General features: G+C 71.1%; 18 protein-coding genes. 14 read left to right on the top strand and 4 right to left on the bottom strand.

Annotated elements, in window-relative coordinates:
* The first annotated feature begins 183 nt into the window (after positions 1-183).
* Positions 184-927: a hypothetical protein gene (locus ACIBL4_RS11710; protein WP_399408834.1), complete on the top strand. Its 744-nt coding sequence runs from the start codon at positions 184-186 to the stop codon at positions 925-927.
* Positions 928-1012: 85 nt separating this feature from the next.
* On the opposite strand, the gene ACIBL4_RS11705 is transcribed toward ACIBL4_RS11710, so the two are convergent.
* A complete protein-coding gene (locus ACIBL4_RS11705; RefSeq protein WP_399408832.1) occupies positions 1013-1594 on the bottom strand; it encodes a biotin transporter BioY in 582 nt (193 codons plus the stop codon).
* Positions 1595-1974: 380 nt separating this feature from the next.
* Between ACIBL4_RS11705 and ACIBL4_RS11700 the strand changes: the two genes are divergently transcribed.
* The gene (locus tag ACIBL4_RS11700) at positions 1975-3378 is read left to right on the top strand and encodes an amino acid permease (protein WP_399408830.1); all 1404 of its coding nucleotides are present in this window, start codon (positions 1975-1977) and stop codon (positions 3376-3378) included.
* Between the two features lie 133 nt (positions 3379-3511).
* Positions 3512-4159 (top strand): superoxide dismutase, encoded by a 648-nt coding sequence (locus tag ACIBL4_RS11695; RefSeq protein WP_399408828.1) that lies wholly within the window; start codon positions 3512-3514, stop codon positions 4157-4159.
* Between the two features lie 123 nt (positions 4160-4282).
* Here ACIBL4_RS11695 and ACIBL4_RS11690 read toward each other — a convergent pair whose 3' ends face one another.
* Positions 4283-4897, bottom strand: coding sequence for a histidine phosphatase family protein (locus tag ACIBL4_RS11690; RefSeq protein ID WP_399408826.1), 615 nt, complete (start codon positions 4895-4897; stop codon positions 4283-4285).
* Positions 4894-6441 (bottom strand): FGGY-family carbohydrate kinase, encoded by a 1548-nt coding sequence (locus tag ACIBL4_RS11685; protein WP_399408824.1) that lies wholly within the window; start codon positions 6439-6441, stop codon positions 4894-4896. The genes ACIBL4_RS11690 and ACIBL4_RS11685 overlap by 4 nt, the downstream gene beginning before the upstream one ends.
* Before the next feature lie 160 nt (positions 6442-6601).
* On the opposite strand from ACIBL4_RS11685, the gene ACIBL4_RS11680 reads away from it, so the two are divergent.
* From ACIBL4_RS11680 to ACIBL4_RS11635, 10 genes are read left to right on the top strand one after another with little or no spacing between them, the layout of a single operon-like run.
* Complete coding sequence (locus ACIBL4_RS11680; protein ID WP_399408822.1) at positions 6602-8023, top strand: extracellular solute-binding protein; 1422 nt, start codon at positions 6602-6604, stop codon at positions 8021-8023.
* Positions 8024-8025: 2 nt separating this feature from the next.
* The gene (locus ACIBL4_RS11675; RefSeq protein WP_399408820.1) at positions 8026-8901 is read left to right on the top strand and encodes a carbohydrate ABC transporter permease; all 876 of its coding nucleotides are present in this window, start codon (positions 8026-8028) and stop codon (positions 8899-8901) included.
* Positions 8902-9726, top strand: coding sequence for a carbohydrate ABC transporter permease (locus ACIBL4_RS11670; RefSeq protein WP_086601815.1), 825 nt, complete (start codon positions 8902-8904; stop codon positions 9724-9726).
* Entirely contained in the window at positions 9723-10811 is a 1089-nt protein-coding gene (locus ACIBL4_RS11665; RefSeq protein WP_399408818.1) for an ABC transporter ATP-binding protein, read from the top strand. Before ACIBL4_RS11670 ends, ACIBL4_RS11665 begins: the two co-directional genes overlap by 4 nt.
* Positions 10808-11632, top strand: coding sequence for a DeoR/GlpR family DNA-binding transcription regulator (locus tag ACIBL4_RS11660; RefSeq protein WP_399408816.1), 825 nt, complete (start codon positions 10808-10810; stop codon positions 11630-11632). The genes ACIBL4_RS11665 and ACIBL4_RS11660 overlap by 4 nt, the downstream gene beginning before the upstream one ends.
* Positions 11610-12689 carry an ABC transporter ATP-binding protein gene (locus ACIBL4_RS11655; protein WP_399408814.1) on the top strand — a complete coding sequence of 360 codons (1080 nt, stop codon included), beginning with the start codon at positions 11610-11612 and terminating at the stop codon, positions 12687-12689. The genes ACIBL4_RS11660 and ACIBL4_RS11655 overlap by 23 nt, the downstream gene beginning before the upstream one ends.
* The gene (locus ACIBL4_RS11650; RefSeq protein WP_399408812.1) at positions 12686-13717 is read left to right on the top strand and encodes a 2-hydroxyacid dehydrogenase; all 1032 of its coding nucleotides are present in this window, start codon (positions 12686-12688) and stop codon (positions 13715-13717) included. The genes ACIBL4_RS11655 and ACIBL4_RS11650 overlap by 4 nt, the downstream gene beginning before the upstream one ends.
* A 31-nt stretch (positions 13718-13748) precedes the next feature.
* A complete protein-coding gene (locus ACIBL4_RS11645) occupies positions 13749-15173 on the top strand; it encodes an FGGY family carbohydrate kinase (RefSeq protein ID WP_399408810.1) in 1425 nt (474 codons plus the stop codon).
* Between the two features lie 26 nt (positions 15174-15199).
* The gene (locus tag ACIBL4_RS11640) at positions 15200-16234 is read left to right on the top strand and encodes a glycerophosphodiester phosphodiesterase family protein (RefSeq protein WP_399408808.1); all 1035 of its coding nucleotides are present in this window, start codon (positions 15200-15202) and stop codon (positions 16232-16234) included.
* Positions 16234-16461 carry a hypothetical protein gene (locus ACIBL4_RS11635; RefSeq protein WP_399408806.1) on the top strand — a complete coding sequence of 76 codons (228 nt, stop codon included), beginning with the start codon at positions 16234-16236 and terminating at the stop codon, positions 16459-16461. Before ACIBL4_RS11640 ends, ACIBL4_RS11635 begins: the two co-directional genes overlap by 1 nt.
* A gap of 3 nt (positions 16462-16464) precedes the next feature.
* Here the strand turns inward: ACIBL4_RS11635 and ACIBL4_RS11630 are convergent, their stop codons facing one another.
* Positions 16465-17103, bottom strand: coding sequence for a DsbA family protein (locus ACIBL4_RS11630; RefSeq protein WP_399408804.1), 639 nt, complete (start codon positions 17101-17103; stop codon positions 16465-16467).
* A gap of 137 nt (positions 17104-17240) precedes the next feature.
* Here ACIBL4_RS11630 and pepN point away from each other — a divergent pair, with 137 nt between their 5' ends.
* On the top strand, positions 17241-19820 hold the full coding sequence (pepN, locus tag ACIBL4_RS11625) for an aminopeptidase N (protein ID WP_399408802.1): 2580 nt from the start codon (positions 17241-17243) through the stop codon (positions 19818-19820).
* Positions 19821-19893 lie beyond the last annotated feature (73 nt).

The following is a 19893-nucleotide window of genomic DNA, read 5'->3' as shown; positions in this document are numbered from 1 at the left end:
TCGCATTCCCCGGCAATCCGCTGCACCCCCTCTGCGACGCCCGCGACCGACTCCAGTGAAACACAACGGTCACACTTCGTGCCGCACCAGGATAGTGCCGGTAAATCTTGTGGTAGCTCTTTCAGTACTGGCGAATTCTGGTGCAGGCCAGGGTAGTCCAGGGGGACGCAAAGGGGGGCGAACATGAGTTCTCGTCGCACGACGGCGGTCGCGGGATCGCTGGTGGCAGCATCTTTCTCGGCCGTGGTGATCCTTTCCGGAACGGCCGGAGCGGAAGACGAAGGGCCCGCGAGCAGCAAGGGGGGAAAGGTCGTTGACGAGGCACCGGCGGGGGTGAAGCTGACCACGCTGCTGCCCGAGAAGATCTCGGTCGACAACGGCTCCGAAAAGACGGCGCTCACCGCCACGGTGAAGAACGAGGGGAACAAGGACAGCGGGAAGATCCAGCTTTTGGTCGTCGGTTTCGAGGGGCTCACCGTCAAGAACGTCCAGGGGTGTTCCCCGATAGCCGAGAACAATCTTCCGGAGGGTTCGAACAGCGGTTTCAGCTGTCCTCTCGGCAATCTCGCGCCCGGTGAGTCGAAGTCGTACGCCGTCGATGCGACGTACGACCTGGGCAAGACCGGGAAGATCTGTCTGCCCGTGCGGACGGGCGACGGGAAGAAGACGTTCTGGCAGCAGGGCCCGGTGCCGTTCGGCACGACGAATCCGTCGCCGGACGCACCGGCGACGCCGCTGCTGCTCGGCACCGACAACGAGCCGGTCTCCCCCGGCAAGCCGGATTCCCCGGGCGGCAAGGAGCTGCCGAAGACCGGTCCGGCGCGCGATCTGCTGCCGCTCGGGGCGGCCGGTGTGTCGCTGCTCGCGGCGGGCGTGGCCGGGATGTGGTGGTCCCAGCGGCGGCGGCCAGGGGTTCAGGAGGGCTGATTCAGCCCCTGCCGACCGTACTTACGCTCAGAGGCCCGCCGGGGGCGTGACGCCCCCGGCGGGCCTCTGGGCAACACCTACGGGTTCAGCGCTTGTTCGCGAACTTCCATGCCGTCGGCAGCGCCCCCATCGCCAGCGCCGCCTTCAGCGCGTCGCCGATCAGGAACGGCGTGAGGCCGGCGGCGATCGCGGCGGTGGCGGACATGCCGGTGGCGAGGGCCAGGTAGGGCACGCCGACGGCGTAGATGATCGCCTCGCCCACCAGCATCGTGCCCGCCATGCGCAGCATCGAGCGGTCGGCGCCGCGGCGGGCCAGGGCGCCCACCACCGTGGCGGCGAGGATCATGCCGAGGATGTAGCCGAAGGAGGGGGCGACGCCGGAGGTGCCGCTCGCGAACCACGGCACACCGGCGAGGCCCGCCACGGCGTAGAGCGCCAGCGCGAGGAAGCCGCGGCCGGCGCCGAGGGACGTGCCGACGAGCAGTGCGGCGAAGGTCTGGCCGGTCACCGGCACCGGGGAACCGGGCACGGGCACCGAGAGCTGCGCGGCGAGGCCGGTGAGCGCGGCTCCGCCGAGCACGAGGGCCGCGTCCCGGACACGGGACGCGGGCAGCAGGTCGGCGAGGACCTGCCCGGTGCGGGCGGGTGTGGCGGCAGCGGTGCTCATGGGGACTCCGCGAGAGTGAGGGCCGTTCGGGACACCGTGACGCTATCCCAGCGCCCTCACCCCGATCACCGTCAGCGCCCGACAAAGGCGCGAACGCGCGGTTGGTCGACTCCGGACAAAAGATTGGGGGATACACGGGCGTGAAGTGATGCCGGTCACGGAGGCAGCGAGGCTTCGATCACGGGCGGACGGGCAGGCCGACTGTAGGGTTTCGCCAAATCGCCTCCTGGACGGGTGTCAACCCTCCGGTTACGGACACTCACAGCGCGCTCTCCGGGTGTCCGCATGATGGACGGCCCTCCCTGTCGGCCGGAGGGACCGCCCAGACTGGCGGCGTTTTTGCCCTCTCACGCCTCTCACGCATTGGACGATCCGCGCCCATGCCCAGCAGCACCACCACCGGGACACCGCCCAGCACGGACGACGTCTCCCTCTCCCATGGCCTGAAACAGCGCCATCTGTCGATGATCGCCCTCGGCGGGGTGATCGGCGCCGGACTGTTCGTCGGTTCCGGCGCGGGCATCGCCGCCGCCGGTCCGTCGATCGTGGTCGCCTACGCCCTCTCCGGCCTCCTCGTGATGCTGGTGATGCGGATGCTCGGTGAGATGTCGGCCGCGTATCCGTCGTCGGGTTCGTTCTCGGCGCACGCGGAGCGGGCGATCGGCCCGTGGGCCGGATTCACCGCCGGATGGGCGTTCTGGGTGCTGCTGTGCACGGCCGTCGGTCTGGAGGGCATCGGCGCCGCGAAGATCGTGAGCGGCTGGCTGCCGGGCACGCCGGAGTGGGCGTGGGTGGCACTGTTCATGGTCGTGTTCTGCGGCACGAACCTCGCGGCCGTGAAGAACTTCGGCGAGTTCGAGTTCTGGTTCGCGGCCCTGAAGGTCGGCGCGATCACCCTGTTCCTGGTGCTCGGCGTCCTGGCGATCCTCGGGATCCTGCCCGGCACGGACTCCCCCGGCGCCTCGCACCTCACCGACTTCCTCCCCAACGGCGGTGAGGGCCTGGTCATCGGGCTGCTCGCCTCGGTCTTCGCCTACGGCGGGCTGGAGACGGTCACCATCGCGGCGGCCGAGTCGGAGAACCCCGTCAAGGGCGTGGCGAGCGCGGTCCGTACGGCGATGTGGCGGATCGCGCTGTTCTACGTCGGCTCGATGGCGGTCATCGTCACGCTGGTGCCGTGGGACTCGAAGGAGGTCGTCGAGAAGGGCCCGTACGTGGCCGCTCTCGACGAGCTCGGCATCCCGGGTGCCGGCCAGTTGATGAACGTCGTGGTACTGGTGGCGCTGCTGTCCGCCATGAACGCCAACATCTACGGTGCTTCGCGCATCGCCTACTCGCTGGTCGAGCGCGGTCAGGGCCCGAAGGCGCTGGGCCGGGTCTCGGGCGGGGTGCCGCGGATCGCCGTGCTGGCCTCCTCCGTCTTCGGGTTCCTGTGCGTGCTGCTGAGCTACTGGCGGCCGAACGACGTCTTCTCCTGGCTGCTGAACATGATCGGCGCGGTGATCCTGGTCGTCTGGATCTTCATCGCCGTCTCGCAGCTGCGGCTGCGGCGGCGCCTGGAGCGGGAGACGCCGGAAAAGCTGGTCGTGCGGATGTGGGCGTTCCCGTGGCTGACGTGGGTCGCGCTGGCCGGCATGGCCGCCGTCTTCGTCCTGATGGCCCGCCAGCCCGACACGCGGGTGCAGCTGTACTCGACGGGCGGGATGACGCTGGCCCTGGCGGCCGTTGGGTACGCGTGGCAGAAGGCGCGGGCCCGGCAGCAGGAGCCCCCTGGCGTCTCTTGACGTCCCCTGACGGCGGAAGGCCCCCGACACGCGGGGGCCTTTTTGTGTGCCCTGGGCATCCGACATCGCCCTCTTGCTGCTAGCGTGCTGTTGCAAGTCTATTGCAATAAGAGATTCGGAGGGGATCCCGCCCATGCCCGTCTACACGTTGCCCGACCTGCCCTACGACTACTCCACGCTCGCCCCCGTGATCAGCCCGGAGATCATCGAGCTGCACCACGACAAGCACCACGCGGCCTATGTGAAGGGCGCCAACGACACGCTGGAGCAGCTTGCGGAGGCGCGGGACAAGGGGACGTGGGGGGCGGTCAACGGGCTGGAGAAGAACCTGGCCTTCCACCTGTCCGGGCACATCCTGCACAGCATCTACTGGCAGAACATGACCGGCCCGAAGGACGGCGGCGGTGAGCCGCTGGCGCAGGACGGTGTGGGTGAGCTCGCGGACGCGATCACCGAGTCGTTCGGGTCGTTCGCGAACTTCAAGGCGCAGTTGTCCAAGGCGTCGGCGACCACGCAGGGCTCGGGCTGGGGCGTGCTGGCCTACGAGCCGCTGAGCGGGCGGCTGATCGTGGAGCAGGTCTACGACCACCAGGGCAACGTCGGCCAGGGCTCGACCCCGATCCTCGTCTTCGACGCCTGGGAGCACGCCTTCTACCTCCAGTACCGCAACCAGAAGGTCGACTTCATCGAGGCCATGTGGCAGGTCGTCAACTGGCAGGACGTCGCGCGGCGGTACGAGGCCGCCAGGTCCCGCGTGGACGTGCTGCTGCTGGCGCCCTGACGGCTGCGTGCCGCCGAGTCGTCCTGCCTCGTGATCGTCTTCTCACCCTTCACGAACGGCAGGCGGAAGAAGGAAGCCCCCGCGAGGACGTGACTCGCGGGGGTTTTCCGTGCGGGTACCGAGCTACGGCTCGCACGGCACGTTGAGGGAGAGGAGTGCGGCACAGCCGTCGGGGTTCATGCGCAGTTCGCTGATCGCCGCGTTCCGCAGGCGCGGGAACACCCTGCGGTACTCCCCGGGCGGGATCGACAGCAGGGTGCACAGAACCAGGCGCAGCAGGGTGTTGTGGGCGACGACGAGGACGCGTCCGCCGGGGTGGGCGGCGGTGATGCGCCGCAGGGCCGCGACCCCGCGGGCCGCTGCAGCCGTCGGGTCCTCGGCTCCGGGGAAGGGGTGGGCGGCGGGGTCGGCGCGGAAGGCCGCGGCCCGGTCGGGGTTCTCGGCCTCGAACTCGGCGAGCGTACGGCCCTCCACCACTCCGAAGTCGCATTCGGCGAGGCCGGGTTCGCGCCGCGGGACGAGGCCCATGGCCCGGCAGGCGGGCTCGGCGGTGGCGACGGCCCGGGAGAGCGGGGACGTCCAGATCGCGTCGACGGGATGCGCGGCGGCCCAGCGGCCGAGGGCCTCGGCCTGGGCGCGGCCGGTGTCGGTGAGGCCGATGTCGCTGACGCCGGCGTACCGGTTCTCGGCGTGCCAGACGGTCTGTCCATGGCGGGCCAGCAGGAGCGTGGTGGTCATGACTCCCCAGTGTCCGGGTGCAGACGGGTCAGGGCGTGTTCCGCTACGGGGGCGGGCAGCCAGCCGCGTTCCCGCAGGGCGTGGACGAGGCGGGCGTACGGCTCGGCGAAGGCCGCCGTGCGCTCGGGGCGGGGTTCCAGGACGGTGCGGACGCGGACCATGCGCTCGGTGATGTCCGCGAGCGCGCCCGCCCCCGACGCCCCGTACGCGGCCAGCGCGGCCATGCCCAGGGCCGGTTCGGTCTGCTCGGGGACGCGGGCCGGTCGGGCCAGGATGTCGGCGCGCAGCTGGTTCCAGTAGCGGCTGCGGGCACCGCCGCCGGTGAAGGTGAGCGGGCCGTCGAGCGGGGCGCCGAGGTGGTGCAGGTAGTCCAGGCACAGGCGTTCGGCGAAGCCCACGCCCTGGAGCAGCGCGGCCCACAGACCGGCGTCGCCCTCGGGGTCGCCCAGGACCAGGGCGGTCGCGTCCGGCGCGCGGAACGGGAACCGCTCCCCCGGCGAGACCAGCGGGTAGGCGACCGCACGGGACGGCTCGAACGCCGCCGCCCGTGCGTCCATCGTGGCGGGGTCGGCGTCCGGGAAGTGGGCCGTGAGCGCCCCGGCGCCGACGCTCGACGCCCCGCCGGGCAGCCAGGTGCCGTCGGGGGCGCGGTGGTTGTAGACCACGCCGGTGGGGTCCCGGACCGGGTCCCGGGCCGCTCCCTTCAGCACGAGGGTCGTGCCGAGCACCGAGTTCCAGGAGCCGGGGCGCAGCGCGCCCGAGGCGATCTGGGCCGCGCAGCCGTCCGTCATCCCGGCGAGCACCGGGGTGCCGGCGGGGATGCCGGTGGCGTCGGCGGCGTCCGGGCCGACCTGGCCGAGGCGGGTGCCCGGGCGTACGACGTCGGGCAACAGGCGGTCGGGGACGCCGAGTTGCGCCAGGGGCGCCTCCGGCCAGGCCTCCGCGTGCAGGTCGTAGCCGGTCTTGAGGGCGTGGCTGGAGTCCGCCGGGGGCGGTTCGCCGGTGAGGCGGGTGATGACCAGGTCGGGCTGGTGGGCGAGGCGGAACCGCGGGGCGGATGTCCGCGGGGCGGATGTCCGCGGGGCGGATGTCCGCCGGGCGGCCCCGGCCGCCCGGCCGCCCCTCGCGCCGCCGCCGTACTCCTCCAGCAACCACAGCGCCTTCGGCAGCGCCCAGGTGTCCTGGACCGCGAGCCCCGTCTCCCGGACCCGCGCCGCCTCCGCCGCCGCGCGGCCGTCGTCGTACATCAGCGCGGGGCTCACCGGGCGGCCCGAGCCGTCCGTCAGCAGGACCGTGCCGGACGTGCCGCACACCGCGAGGCCGCCGACCGGCACGCCGGGCGCGGAGCCGAGTGCCGCCCGGGACGCCGTGCACAGCGCCGACCACCACCGCTCCGGGTCCTGCTCGTGCCGCACCCCGTCCCGCCGCCCGGTCAGCGGGGCCGAGCCGCTGCCGAGGACCCTGCCGGCGGCGGTGACGAGCAGCACGCGGACGCTCTGTGTGCCCAGGTCGATGCCCAGCCAGCCCGCACCCTCGTCCGCCATCCGGGACCTCCTGATGTCGCAGCCGGATCTGTGAACTTCTCACTGTGCCCCGATATTTTCCCGTGCGCGAGGGATTGACGCCCAACTTCAGCCGTTCCACCCTCTGTTGACGAGTCGACTCGACGTGTTAACCAGCCCCAGCCCCCACGTGGAGGTACGGATGGACACGCACGCGCACGACCGGCGGCGCTTCCTCGCGCTCGCCGCCGGGGCTGCCGCGGCCCCGCTGCTCACCGCCTGCGGCGCCGGCTTCGGCGGCGACGACAGCAAGAGCGACGGGTCCGCCGCGGACGACGTCACCGGCTCCTTCGACTGGAAGCGGGAGCAGGGCACCACCGTCAAGGCGCTGCTCAACAAGCACCCGTACACGGACGCCCTCATCGCCGACCTGAAGTCCTTCACCGCGAAGACCGGCATCAAGGTCGAGTACGACGTCTTCCCGGAGGACAACTACTTCGACAAGCTCACCGTGGACCTGTCCAGCGGGCGTGCCTCCTACGACGTGTTCATGCTCGGCGCGTACATGGTGTGGCAGTACGGTCCGCCGAACTGGCTGGAGGACCTCGGGCCCTGGATGCGCAACTCCTCGGCGACGGGCGCCGAGTGGGACCAGGCGGACTTCTTCCCGAACCTCCTCCAGGCCGACCAGTGGTCGCTGAAGGCGGGCGCGCCGCTGGGTCAGGGCGGGCAGTACGCGCTGCCGTGGGGCTGGGAGACGAACGTCGTCGCCTACAACACGGAGGTGTTCGGGAAGCTGGGCCTGAAGCCGGCCGAGACCTTCGAGGAGCTGACCGAACTCGCCGGCACCATCAAGCAGCGGGCGCCGGGCGCGGGCTTCGACGGGATGTACGGGATCGCCGTACGCGGGTCCAGGAGCTGGGCCACCATCCACCCCGGCTTCATGACGATGTACGCCCGCAACGGGCTGAAGGACTTCACGGTCGACGGCGGGAAGCTCACCCCCGCCATGAACAGCTCCGACGCCGTCGCCTTCACCGAGGACTGGGCCGGCATGGTCAAGCGGGGCGGGCCGCCGTCCTGGACGTCGTACACCTGGTACCAGTGCTCCAGCGATCTGGGCGCCAGGAAGGCCGGGATGCTGTTCGACGCCGACACGGCCGCCTACTTCCAGGCCGTGAAGGGTGCCAGCCCGGCCTCCGGGAAGATCGCCTTCCACCCCGGCCCGAAGGGGCCCGACGGCTCCCTGGCCACCAACATGTGGATCTGGTCGCTCGGCATGAACGCCAAGAGCAAGAAGAAGAGCGCCAGTTGGCTGTTCCTGCAGTGGGCGACCGGCAAGGAGCACCTGCGCAAGAGCGCGATCACGCACAACCACATCGACCCGGTGCGCAAGTCGGTCGCCGACGACGCCGCGTACAAGGACAAGATGCGGCATCTGCCGGGCTTCCTGGAGACCTTCGAGACGGTCGTCGACCAGACGAGGATCCAGTTCACCCCGCAGGCGCAGTTCTTCGACGCGACGACCAGCTGGGCCGCCGCCCTGCAGGAGATCTACGGCGGCGAGGACGCGAAGTCCGTCCTGGACGGGCTGGCGGACGACCTCGCCGACAAGGTGCGTTAGCCATGCGGCTCGCGCTGCGTCCGTACCTCCTGATCGTGCCCGCGCTGCTGCTGACCTGCGGGATCCTCTACCCGTTCGGGCTCGGCCTGTACTACACGCTGTTCGACTTCTCGGCGAGCAAACCGCGGCCGGACATGGTGCGGTTCGAGAACTACACGACCGTCTTCACCCAGGAGGCGTTCTGGAACTCGGCCTGGGTGACGGTGCTGTACGCGGTCGGGGCCGCCGCCGTCGAGACCGTGCTCGGGGTGGCCGTCGCCCTGCTGCTGCACCGGTCCAGCCTCCTCGGCCGGATCCTGGAGAAGATCCTCATCCTGCCGCTGATGATCGCCCCGGTGATCGCGGCGATCATCTGGAAGCTGATGCTCCAGCCCTCGGTGGGAGTGGTCAACTACCTGCTGAGGCCCTTCGGTCTGGGCGGGGTGCAGTGGACCGACACCCCGACGGGCGCCCTGCTGTCGTCGATCGCCGTGGACGTGTGGGTCTACACGCCGTTCGTGGCGATCCTCGCCCTCGCCGGTCTGCGGTCGCTGCCCACCTCCCCGTTCGAGGCGGCGGCCGTGGACGGCGCGGGGTGGTGGTACACGTTCCGCCGGCTGACGCTGCCGATGCTGTGGCCGTACGTGCTGGTGGCGGTGATCTTCCGGTTCATGGACTCGCTGAAGGTGTTCGACATCATCTACGCCCTCACCGAGGGCGGGCCCGGTGACTCGACCGTCGTCCTCCAGATCCGGGCGTATCTGGAAGCCATCCGCTTCCAGCGCTACTCGTTCGGGATCAGCTACACCATCGTGCTGTGGGCCGTGGTGTACCTGGCCGCCATGGTGCTGGTGAAGCACCTGGGGAAGATCCAGCGCCGGGCCGCGGAGGTGACCTGAGTGAAGAAGCGTGTGCTGGGATGGCTCGCGGACGCCGCGCTCGTCCTCTACTTCGTCTTCGCGCTGTTCCCGATCGCCTGGATGGTGATCCTGTCACTGAAGCCGGCGGACCAGCTCTTCTCCACCTACTTCTCCTTCTCCCCCACCCTCGACGGCTACCGGACCGTCCTCGGCGACAGCGAGGGCATCCCGTTCGTGCGGTTCTTCGTCAACAGCCTGGTGGTGTCGGTCGGCGCGGTGGTGCTGTCGCTGGTGGTCGGGCTGCCCGCGGCGTACGCCTCGGCGCGGTGGCGGTTCAAGGGCTCGGAGAACCTGATGTTCACGCTGCTGTCGTTCCGCTTCGCGCCCGAACTGACCGTGATCATCCCGCTGTTCGTGCTGTACCAGAAGCTCGGGCTGTTCGACACGTACGTCGGCATGGTGTGGGTGCTGCAACTGGTCACCCTGCCGCTGATCGTCTGGATCATGCGGTCGTACTTCGCCGACCTCACGCCCGAGCTGGAGCAGGCGGCGCTGCTGGACGGCTACACCCGCAAGCAGGCGTTCTTCAAGGTCGCCCTGCCCCTGGTCAAACCCGGTATCGCGGCCGTGTCGCTGCTCGCCTTCATCTTCGCCTGGAACAACTTCGTCTTCCCGCTGATCCTCACCTCCAACGAGGCCCAGACGGTGACCGTGGGCGCGCTGTCCTTCCTCGGCGGCGACCGGCCCAAGTACAACCTCACGGCCGCGGCCGCGCTGGTGTCCGTCGTACCGCCGCTGCTGCTGGCGCTGACGATCCAGCGGTATCTGGTGCGGGGACTGTCGTTCGGGGCGGTGAAGTCTTGATCAGGCTGAGCGGGATACGGAAGGCGTACGGGAAGACCGTCGCGCTCGACGGGCTGGAACTGGAGGTGCGGGAGGGCGAGTTCTTCTGCCTGCTGGGCCCGTCGGGCGCGGGGAAGACCACGACGTTGAAGACCGTCGCCGGGCTGGAACAGCCCGACTCCGGCACGGTCGTGCTCGACGGCGAGGACATGCGGGGTGTGGAGCCGTACGACCGGGGTGTGGCGATGTGCTTCGAGAGCTACGCCCTCTACCCGCACCGCTCGGCCTACGACAACCTGGCCTCCCCCCTGCGTTCGCCCCGGCACCGGCTGCCCGCCGCCGAGGCCCGGCAGCGGATCGGCGCGATCGCCGAACTGCTCGGGATCTCGGGGCTGCTGGACCGGCCGGTGGGCCAGTTGTCCAACGGGCAGCGGCAGCGTGTCGCCCTCGGCCGGGTGCTGGTGCGCCCCGCCCGGGCCTTCCTCCTCGACGAGCCGCTCTCCCACCTCGACGCCAAGCTGCGCCAGCAGATGCGGGCCGAACTGAAGGCGATCGGGGCCGTGCAGCACACCACCACCCTGTACGTCACCCACGACTCGGTCGAGGCACTGGCGCTCGGCGACCGGATCGGGGTGATCCGGCAGGGGCGGATCGTGCAGACGGGCACGCGGGAGGAGATCTGGTACCGGCCGTACGATACGGAGGTCGCGCGGGCCTTCGGGCGGCCCCGGATCAATCTGCTGCCGGGGGTGGTGACGGAGAGCGGCGTGCGGTCGGACGGCGGGGTGGAGCTGCCCGTCCGGGCGCAGGCCGCGCCGGGCACGGACGTCCTCGTCGGCCTGCGTCCCCGGGACATCGCCCTGCACGGCGAGGGCCACGGGCTGACCGGCACCGTGTACGTCACCGAGGTCCTCGGCCGGTCCGTCGAGGTCACCGTCCGGCTCGGGACCGGGGACCAGCGGGTGTCGCTGGTGGCGCCCCGGGCGGACGCGGCACGCCTTCGTCCGGACGATCCGGTACGGCTCGCGGTCCGGCCTGAGAACCTGCTGCTGTTCGAGGCCGACCGGCCGGAGCGACCGGGACAACGGATAGAGACACAGCGATGAGCAGCAGCAGTGGTGGACAGCAGGGGCCCGCGGCGCGGCAGGCCGCCATGGCCGAGCAGGTGCTGGCCGACGGAACGGCGACGGCGGCGGAGCTCGCCGAGCGGTTCGGGGTGAGCCTGATGACCATCCACCGGGACCTCGACGAGCTCGAACGGCAGGGCATCGTGCGCAAGTTCCGGGGCGGGGTGACCGCGCAGCCGTCGGGGGTCTTCGAGTCGAACGTGCAGTACCGGCTGAAGACCATGCGGGCCGAGAAGGCAGCCGTCGCCGAGCACGCGCTGCGGATGGTGGAGCCCGGCATGGCGATCCTGCTGGACGACTCCACCTCCACCCTGGAGATAGCCCGGCGCCTGCGCACGGGCGAGGTCACACCGCTGACGGTCGTCACCAACTTCCTGGAAGCGATCAACCTGCTCGCCGACCAGCGCGGCATCCACCTGATGGCGCTCGGCGGCGACTACGACCCGCTGCACTCCTCGTTCCTCGGGGTGTCCTGCGTGGAGGCGGTCGAACAGCTGCGGGTGGACGTGTGCTTCGCGTCGACGTCGGCCGTGCACCGGGGTTACGCCTACCACCAGGAGCAGCACATCGTGTCCGTGAAGCGGGCGATGCTCGACGCGGCGGCACGGAACGTCCTGCTGATCGACCACACCAAGCTCGGCCGGGTCGCCCTGCACCGGGTCGTCCCGCTGTCCCGTTTCGACCTGCTCCTGGTGGACGACGGGGCGTCGGCGGAGGCGCTGCGGGACCTGGACGAGCACAAGGTCCGTTACGAGGTCTGTGCGACGAAGGGCAGCGATGACCGAGCTGGAGCTACGTGACCTGCGCAAGACCTACCGGGCCCGGGGTCGTCCGGGCGTGGACGCGGTGCGCGGCCTGGACCTCGCACTGCGTTCCGGGGAACTGCTGGGGCTGCTCGGCCCGTCGGGCTGCGGCAAGTCGACGACGCTGCGGATGATCGCCGGCCTGGAGCCGGTCACCGGCGGGGACATCCTGGTCGGCGGGGCGTCGGTGGTCGAACGGCCCGCGCAGCAGCGCAACATCGGGGTCGCGTTCGAGAACTACGCGCTGTATCCGCCACTGTCGGTCGCGGAGAACCTGGCGTTCGGCCTGAGGGCCCGGGGCCGTAAGGCTCGTGGGGACGTCGACCGCAAGGTGAGGGAGATCGCCGAGCGGGTCGGTCTGACCGGCCTCCTCGACGCCCGCCCGGCCGGCCTGTCCAGCGGCCAGAAGCAGCGCGTCTCCCTGGCCCGGGCGCTGATCCGCGAACCGGACGTGCTGCTGCTCGACGAGCCCCTCTCCCACCTGGACGCGGCCCAGCGGGACACCACCCGCCGCGAACTCAAGCGCATCCAGAAGGACCTGGGCCACACCACGATCCTGGTCACCCACGACCAGGAGGAGGCCCTCTCCCTCGCCGACCGGATCGCCGTGATGAAGGACGGCGTCATCCAGCAGCTCGGCACCCCCTACGAGGTCTACGACAGCCCGGCCAACGTGTTCGTGGCGGACTTCGTCGGCGAGCCCGCGATCACTCTGCTGCCCGGTATCGCCGACGGCGACGGCCACGCCCGCCTCTCCGACTCGGTGCGGATCGCGCTGCCCGTGCCGGTGGAGGAGGGCCGGGAGGTGGTGGTCGGGATCCGCCCGGAGGACGTCCGGCTCACCGCCGAAGAGGGCCTGCCCGCCCGGGTCGTCGCCCATGAACCCCTGCTGGAGTCGGGCCTGGCGACCCTCGCCCTCGACGGGGTCGAACGGCACCTGGTCGTCCTCACCGACCCCGAGGTGCGGCTCGCCCACGACGAGCGGGTCCGGGTCGCCGCCGACCTCCGGCACACCCATGTCTTCGACGCCGAGACAGGAGAGGCTCTGCGATGACTGCCGGAAACAGCGTGCGTGTGGTGGCCGCCGGTGACCACTTCGTCCTGCCGTCGCTGATCACGCGGGCGGTAGAGCACGAGGTGGAGCGGGCCCGGGTGACGGAACTGAGGCTCGGCTGGCCGCTGGAGCCGTTCGGGCCGGTCGCCGAGGTGCAGGAGGCCAGTGACGCCGAGGACGAGATGATCGAGGCGCTGGCCGGGGCGCAGGTGCTGGTCACGCAGATGGGGCCGGTCACCGAGAAGGTGCTCGCCGCCTGCCCGGACCTGAGGCTGGTCGTGGTCTGCCGGGGCGGGCCGGTCAACGTCAACCTGGACGCGGCGAAGCGGCGTGACGTGCGGGTGTGCTTCGCGCCGGGCCGCAACGCCGCCGCCACCGCCGAGTTCACCGTCGGCATGATGCTGGCCGCGCTGCGCCGCATCCCCCAGGCCCACGACCCGCTGTCCCGGCAGGGCAGTTGGGAGGGCGCGACGTACTACACCTACGAGCAGAGCGGTCTGGAGCTGGAGGACCTGCCCGTCGGGCTCGTCGGGTACGGGGCCGTCGGCAGCAGGGTGGCCCGCGTGCTGTGCGCGTTCGGGGCGCGGGTGATGGTGTACGACCCGTATGTGCACGGCGAGATCCACGGACTGCGCGTGACCTCGCTGGACGAACTCCTGCGCCGCTCCCAGGTGATCACCCTGCACGCCCGGCTCACCCCGGAGACCCGGGGGCTGATCGGTGCCCGGGAGCTGGGGCTGCTGCCGTCCGGCGCGGTGGTGGTGAACGTGGCCCGGGGGCCGCTGCTGGACGAGGGCGCGCTGTGCGACGCGCTGGAGAGCGGGCAGGTCTCGGCGGCGGCGCTCGACACGTACGAGCGGGAGCCGCTGCCGCCGGAGTCTCGGCTTCTGGGGCTGGGCGACCGCGTCGTGCTCACCCCGCATCTCGGTGGTGCGTCGCGCGCGGTGGCGGAGAAGGCGGCGCGGATCGCCGCGGAAGAGGTGGGCCGCTGGGTGCGGGGCGAGCCGCTCGCGCACTGCCTGACCTGAGGACCTTGAGAGGACCCTTGAGGGGAGCCGCATGTACGTCGGTATCGATGTGGGCACGTCCATGGTCAAGGCGGCGGCCTTCGACGACACGGGCCGGGAACTGGCCGTGTCGTCCCGCCCGGTGGACCTGAGACTGCACGGCGGGTTCGTCGAGCAGGACATGGACGAGGTGTACGGGGCGGTCGTCGCCGTGCTCGACGAGCTCACCGGACAGGTCCCGGGGCCGGTCGAGCTGGCCGGGCTCACCGGGCAGGGCGACGGGGTGTGGCTGGTCGACGGGGAGGGGCGGCCCGTGCGGCCGGCGGCCTCCTGGATGGACGGGCGGGCACACGAACTGGTCGACCGGTGGCTGGCCGACGGCACGTTCGAGACGGTGTTCCGGCGGACGGGGAGCGCGATGTTCCCGGGCTGCCCGGGGCCGCTGCTGGCGTGGCTGGACAGCAACGAACCGAAGGCGCTGGATGCCGCGAAGGCCGCCGTGTACTGCAAGGACATGGTGTTCCAGCGGCTGACGGGGTCGGGCCCGGCCACGGATGTGTCGGACGCGTCGATGCCGTTCCTGGACCCGCGCACCCGGACGTACGACAACCGGGTCGTGGAGCTGCTGGGGCTCACGCACCGGCGGCGGCTGCTGGCCCCCGTCAGCGACCCGGTCGCCACGGCCGAGGCGCGGGGCGAGGGCCTGCCGTCCGGCACCCGGATCGCGAACGGCCCGTACGATCTGCCGGCCTGTGCGCTGGGCGCCGGGGTGACGGCCCCGGGGGACGGTCTGCTGATCGTCGGGACGTGTCTGGCCAGCCTGGTCGCCACGACCGAGCTGGACCTGACGGGCGAACCGGCGGGCCTGTACATCTCCACCGACCGGCCCGGGTACTGGCTGCGTGCCATGCCCGCGATGGTCGGCACGGCGGCCCTGGACTGGGTGCTGTCGACGACGGGCGTGCGGCACGACGAGGTGGACAGGCTGCTGGCGCAGACCCCGCCGGGCGCGAACGGCGTCCGCGTGCTGCCGTACTTCGCGCCCTCCGGGGAACGGGCCCCCTTCGTCGAGCCCCGGCTGCGTGCCGAACTCACCGGTATCTCCCTGGAGTCGACCCGGGGCGACCTGGTCCGCGCCACCTGCGAGGGCATTGGTTACGCGGCCCGGCACTGCCTGGAGGCGGCGGGCCTCGACGGGAATCTGGCCGTCTGCGGCGGCGGCACCCGCAGCCCCGCCTGGATGCGGCTGCTCGCCGATGTGCTCGGCCGGCCGCTGCGGGTCGTCGAGGGCGAGGTGGGCGCGCGGGGCGCGGTCCTCGCGGCGGCCGAGCGGTACGGGGTCCCGCTGGACGCGCCGGGGTGGACCCGGCCGACGGAGGTCGTCGAGCCGGACCCGGCACGGGCCGCGTCCTACAGCAAGGGCTACGAGGAGCACCTGGTCCGGCTCGCGCAGGCACGGGCCCGGGCGCGCACATGAATCCACCTACCGGGAAAGGGAGTCGTATGCGGCTCGGACGGAGATCTCTGCTGCTCGCGGCGGCGGCGGGAACAGCCACAGCCGCCACGGCCACCCCGGCGGCGGCCGCACCCCGCGGGAGCGGCCCGGTGGTCATCGGCCACCGCGGCGCGGCCGGCTGGCGCCCCGAGCACACGGCCGTTTCGTACACGTACGCGGTGCAGACGGGCGCCGACTGGATCGAACCGGACCTGGTGCCGACGAAAGACCATGTGCTGGTGGTCCGGCACGAGAACGAGATCTCCCAGACCACCGACGTGGCCCGCCGGCCGGAGTTCGCCGGCCGGCGCACGACGAAGACGGTCGACGGCCGGTCCGTGACCGGATGGTTCACGGAGGACTTCACTCTCGCCGAGCTGAAGACGCTGCGGGCGGTGGAGCGGCTGCCGCAGGTCCGCAACCGCAACACGGTCTTCGACGGGCGCGAGGAGGTCATGACCTTCCAGGAGGTCGTCGCTCTGGCGCGGAAGCTGTCGAGGGCGCACGGCCGGACGATCGCCGTCTTCCCGGAGACCAAGCACCCGACGTACTTCCGGTCCATCGGCCTGCCGCTGGAACCAAAACTGGCCGCCGCGATCCGCCGGGCCCGGCTCGGACCGCGCGAGTGCGTCGTGCAGTCCTTCGAGCCGACGAGCCTGCGGCGCATGACGGGCCTGGGTGTGCCGCTGTGGCAGGCGCTGGGGACGACGGGCGGGCCGTACGACCTGCCCACGACGACCTACCGGTACATGATGACCCCGGACGGGCTGGCGGACATCGCGCGGTACGCGGACTGGATCGGGCCGGACAAGTCGTCGCTCGTCGGCACGTCGCTCCTCGCGGACGCGCACGCGGCAGGCCTGCGCGTGGGGCCGTACACCTTCCGGGCGGAGAACCAGTTCCTGCCGGCGGAGTTCCGGCGCGGCACCGGAAGCAGCGATTTCGGGGACGCGTTCGCGGAATACGCGCTGTACTACCGCATGGGGGTCGATGCGGTCGTAACCGACTTCCCGGACTTGGCGGTGATGGCGAGGAGGGGCTGATGATTCGCAGGGCGTGCCGGACCTGCGGCACCATGCAGGACTTCCGGAAGCTCAACGAGGAGGAGCGGGCGGCGGTCCGTGAGGAGAAGAAGGATCCGCGCCACTACGTGGACAACCTCTGGCGGTGCACCGTGAAGGGCTGTCTCTGGTACCAGCCGTATCTGCACACCGACGGCGGCGGCCTCCTCCCCGAGCGGTTCAGGGAGGAGGCCGCACCCGCCGGGTGACGCCTACAGGTTGGAGAAGTCCGGACCCTTCGTGCGCGTGCGCTTGATCTCGTAGAAGCCCGGCACCGAGGCCACGGCGAGGGTGCCGTCCCAGAGGCGGGCGGCCTCCTCGCCCTTGGGGGCCGGGGTGACGACCGGGCCGAAGAAGGCGAGCTGCTCGCCGTCCGCGCCGGGCACGGCGATGACCGGGGTGCCGACCTCCTGGCCGACCTTGTCGATGCCCTCCTTGTGGGAGGCGCGCAGCTCGGGCTCGTACCGGGTGCCGTCCCAGTGCTCCATGAGGGACTCGGGCAGGCCGACGTCCTTCAGTGCGGCGGCGACCGTCTCCTTGCCGGGGCCCTCGCCCTGGTTGTGGATGCGGGTGCCGAGCGCGGTGTAGAGGTCGCCCAGCACCTCGGCGCCGTGCTCCTGCTGTGCCGCTATGACGATCCGGACAGGGCCCCACGCCTTCGTCTCGAGCAGGTCGCGGTACTCCTCGGGCAGCTGGTCGAGCTTGTCCTCGTTGAGCACGGCGAGGCTCATGACATGCCAGCGGACCTGGATGTCCCTGACCTTCTCCACCTCGAGAACCCACCGGGAGGTCATCCACGCCCAGGGGCACAGCGGGTCGAACCAGAAGTCGACGGGAGTCTTGTCCGACATGTCTCTCCTCATGAGGAAGCCGTTTCTCCGGCAACGTCGAAGCTCGTCCCGGTCATTCCCGGGTGCCTCGTGTCAGGGGTACGTGGCAGGATCGTCGCTGTTCAGCCGTATCCGACGACGCTTGAGGAGTTCCGCCCGTGCCCGGTGAGAATCTGTCCCGCGACGAGGCCCGGGAGCGGGCAGCCCTGATCGGCGTCGACGGGTACGAGGTGTCCCTCGACCTGCGGTCCGCGGTCGGTTCGGACGACACCGACGGGCCCCGCACGTTCCGGTCCGTGACGACCGTCCGGTTCCGCTGCAACGAGCCCGGTGCGAGCAGCTTCGCCGATCTGATCGCCCCGAGTGTGACGGCCGTCTCACTCAACGGCCGGGATCTGGACCCCGGTGAGGTCTTCGACGGCTCGCGGATCACGCTGGAGGACCTGGCCGCCGACAACGAGCTGGTCGTCGACGCGCAGTGCGCCTACTCCCGCACCGGCGAGGGCCTGCACCGCTTCGTCGACCCCGAGGACGGCGAGGTGTACCTGTACACGCAGTACGAGCCGGCCGACTCCCGCCGCGTCTTCGCGAACTTCGAGCAGCCCGACCTCAAGGCCCCGTTCCGCTTCGAGGTGCGGGCGCCGCAGGGCTGGACGGTGTGGAGCAACGGCGTGGGCGAACAGGCCGACGGCGTGTGGCGGTTCGCCGAGACCAAGCCGATCTCGACGTACATCACGTGTGTGGTGGCGGGCCCCTACCACTACGTGACGGACAGCTACTCCCGTACGTTCGCCGACGGCACGACGCTGGAGATCCCCCTGGGCGCCCTGTGCCGCAAGGGTCTCGCGCCCTACTTCGACGCCGACGACGTCTTCCTGGTCACCAAGCAGGGCCTGGACTTCTTCCACGACCACTTCGACTACCCGTACCCGTTCGGGAAGTACGACCAGGCGTTCGTGCCCGAGTACAACCTCGGCGCGATGGAGAACCCGGGTCTGGTGACGTTCCGGGAGGAGTACATCTTCCGGGGCAAGGTGACGCAGGCGTCCTACGAGGGCCGGGCCAACGTCGTCCTGCACGAGATGGCGCACATGTGGTTCGGCGACCTGGTCACCATGGAGTGGTGGGACGACCTGTGGCTGAAGGAGTCGTTCGCGGACTTCATGGGCGCGTTCTCGCTGGTCGGCGCGACCCGCTTCGTCAACGGCTGGGTCACCTTCGCCAACCGCCGCAAGTCGTGGGCCTACCGGGCCGACCAGCTGCCCTCCACGCACCCGATCACGGCGGACATCCGCGACCTGCAGGACGCCAAGCTGAACTTCGACGGCATCACGTACGCCAAGGGCGCGTCGGTGCTGAAGCAGCTGGTGGCGTACGTCGGCCAGGACGCGTTCCTGGAGGGCGCCCGGCGCTACTTCAAGCGCCACGCGTACGGCAACACGCGCCTCGGGGACCTGCTGTCGGTGCTGGAGGAGACCAGCGGCCGGGACATGAGCGCCTGGGCGCGGTCCTGGCTCCAGACGGCCGGGGTGAACGCGCTGACCCCGCAGCTGCTGCTCAACCCGCAGGGCCGCGTGGAGGAGCTCGCGGTGGTGCAGGAGGCGGCCGAGTCGCATCCGGAACTGCGCCCGCACCGGGTGGCGGTGGGCCTGTACCGGGCGACGGACGGCGGGGCGGTCGAGCGGTACGCGCGCGCCGAGGTGGACGTCGACGGTCCGCGCACGGTCGTGGCGGGGCTGTCCGGCACCGAGGCGCCCGACCTGGTCCTGGTCAACGACGACGACCTGACGTACTGCAAGATCCGCTTCGACGAGACCTCGCTGGCGACGCTGCGCGAGCACCTGGGGTCGGTGACCGACCCGCTGGCGGGTGCCCTGTGCTGGTCGGCGCTGTGGAACATGACGCGCGACGCGCTGCTCCCGGCGGGGGACTTCGTGGACCTGGTGCTGCGGTTCGCGGGAGGCGAGTCCGAGATCGGCGTGGTGCAGATGCTGCACGCGTGGGCCGAGTCGGCGGTCACGCACTACGCGGCGCCCGCCCGGCGGGAGACGACCGCCCGCCTCCTCGCCGAGGGCGCGCGGCGCGAGCTGTACGCGGCCGAGGCCGGCAGCGAGCACCAGCTGGCGTGGGCGCGTTTCTTTGCCCGGACGGCCACCGCCGAGGCGGACTTCGAGCTGCTGGGCGACCTGCTGGCGGGCACGGCGTCGGTCGAGGGCCTCGACCTGGACCAGGAGCTGCGGTGGGTGTTCCTGGAGCCGCTGGCCGCGCACGGGGTGGTGGACGAGAAGGCGCTGGCCGAGGAACTGGCCCGGGACGACACGGCCTCCGGCAAGCGCCACCAGGTGCGCTGTCTGGCCGCCCGTCCGTCGGCGGCGGTCAAGGCGCAGGCGTGGGCGCAGGTCGTGGAGTCGGACACGCTGTCCAACGCCATGGTCGAGGCGACCATCGCGGGCTTCTCCCAGGGCTCGCAGCGGGAGTTGCTCGCGCCGTACGCGCGGAAGTACTTCGCGGCGATCGAGCGGGTGTGGGCCGAGCGGTCCATCCAGATCGGGATGCACGTGGTGCAGGGCATGTTCCCCTCGCTGCAGCAGTCCCCGGAGACCCTCGCCGCCACGGACGCGTGGCTGGAGGACCACCGGGAGGCGGCCCCGGCCCTGCGCCGACTGGTGCTGGAGGCCCGGGACGACTTGGCGCGGGCGCTGCGCGCGCAGGAGTGCGACCAGGCCTCTGGCCAGTAGCTTTGGCCTGAGATCGGGGCGTTCCGCCATCGTTACGAGATGCGTGCCCCGCGAACCGTAACCCCTGGCCCGC

The sequence above is a fragment of the Streptomyces sp. NPDC050416 genome, from assembly GCF_044458845.1.
Taxonomy (GTDB): Bacteria; Actinomycetota; Actinomycetes; order Streptomycetales; family Streptomycetaceae; genus Streptomyces.
The sequence above is the reverse complement of the archived record's forward strand: the minus strand, read 5'-3'. Positions and strand labels throughout refer to the sequence as shown.

What these genes read in the sequence shown, in the direction of transcription:
- ACIBL4_RS11630 (WP_399408804.1), bottom strand. Translation starts at nt 17,103, where the DNA reads ATGTCGGACAAGACTCCCGTCGACTTCTGGTTCGACCCGCTGTGCCCC.
- ACIBL4_RS11705 (WP_399408832.1), bottom strand. Translation starts at nt 1,594, where the DNA reads ATGAGCACCGCTGCCGCCACACCCGCCCGCACCGGGCAGGTCCTCGCC.
- ACIBL4_RS11680 (WP_399408822.1), top strand. Translation starts at nt 6,602, where the DNA reads ATGGACACGCACGCGCACGACCGGCGGCGCTTCCTCGCGCTCGCCGCC.
- ACIBL4_RS11645 (WP_399408810.1), top strand. Translation starts at nt 13,749, where the DNA reads ATGTACGTCGGTATCGATGTGGGCACGTCCATGGTCAAGGCGGCGGCC.
- ACIBL4_RS11655 (WP_399408814.1), top strand. Translation starts at nt 11,610, where the DNA reads ATGACCGAGCTGGAGCTACGTGACCTGCGCAAGACCTACCGGGCCCGG.
- ACIBL4_RS11700 (WP_399408830.1), top strand. Translation starts at nt 1,975, where the DNA reads ATGCCCAGCAGCACCACCACCGGGACACCGCCCAGCACGGACGACGTC.
- ACIBL4_RS11640 (WP_399408808.1), top strand. Translation starts at nt 15,200, where the DNA reads ATGCGGCTCGGACGGAGATCTCTGCTGCTCGCGGCGGCGGCGGGAACA.
- ACIBL4_RS11660 (WP_399408816.1), top strand. Translation starts at nt 10,808, where the DNA reads ATGAGCAGCAGCAGTGGTGGACAGCAGGGGCCCGCGGCGCGGCAGGCC.
- ACIBL4_RS11635 (WP_399408806.1), top strand. Translation starts at nt 16,234, where the DNA reads ATGATTCGCAGGGCGTGCCGGACCTGCGGCACCATGCAGGACTTCCGG.
- ACIBL4_RS11710 (WP_399408834.1), top strand. Translation starts at nt 184, where the DNA reads ATGAGTTCTCGTCGCACGACGGCGGTCGCGGGATCGCTGGTGGCAGCA.
- ACIBL4_RS11685 (WP_399408824.1), bottom strand. Translation starts at nt 6,441, where the DNA reads ATGGCGGACGAGGGTGCGGGCTGGCTGGGCATCGACCTGGGCACACAG.
- ACIBL4_RS11695 (WP_399408828.1), top strand. Translation starts at nt 3,512, where the DNA reads ATGCCCGTCTACACGTTGCCCGACCTGCCCTACGACTACTCCACGCTC.
- ACIBL4_RS11675 (WP_399408820.1), top strand. Translation starts at nt 8,026, where the DNA reads ATGCGGCTCGCGCTGCGTCCGTACCTCCTGATCGTGCCCGCGCTGCTG.
- ACIBL4_RS11650 (WP_399408812.1), top strand. Translation starts at nt 12,686, where the DNA reads ATGACTGCCGGAAACAGCGTGCGTGTGGTGGCCGCCGGTGACCACTTC.
- ACIBL4_RS11690 (WP_399408826.1), bottom strand. Translation starts at nt 4,897, where the DNA reads ATGACCACCACGCTCCTGCTGGCCCGCCATGGACAGACCGTCTGGCAC.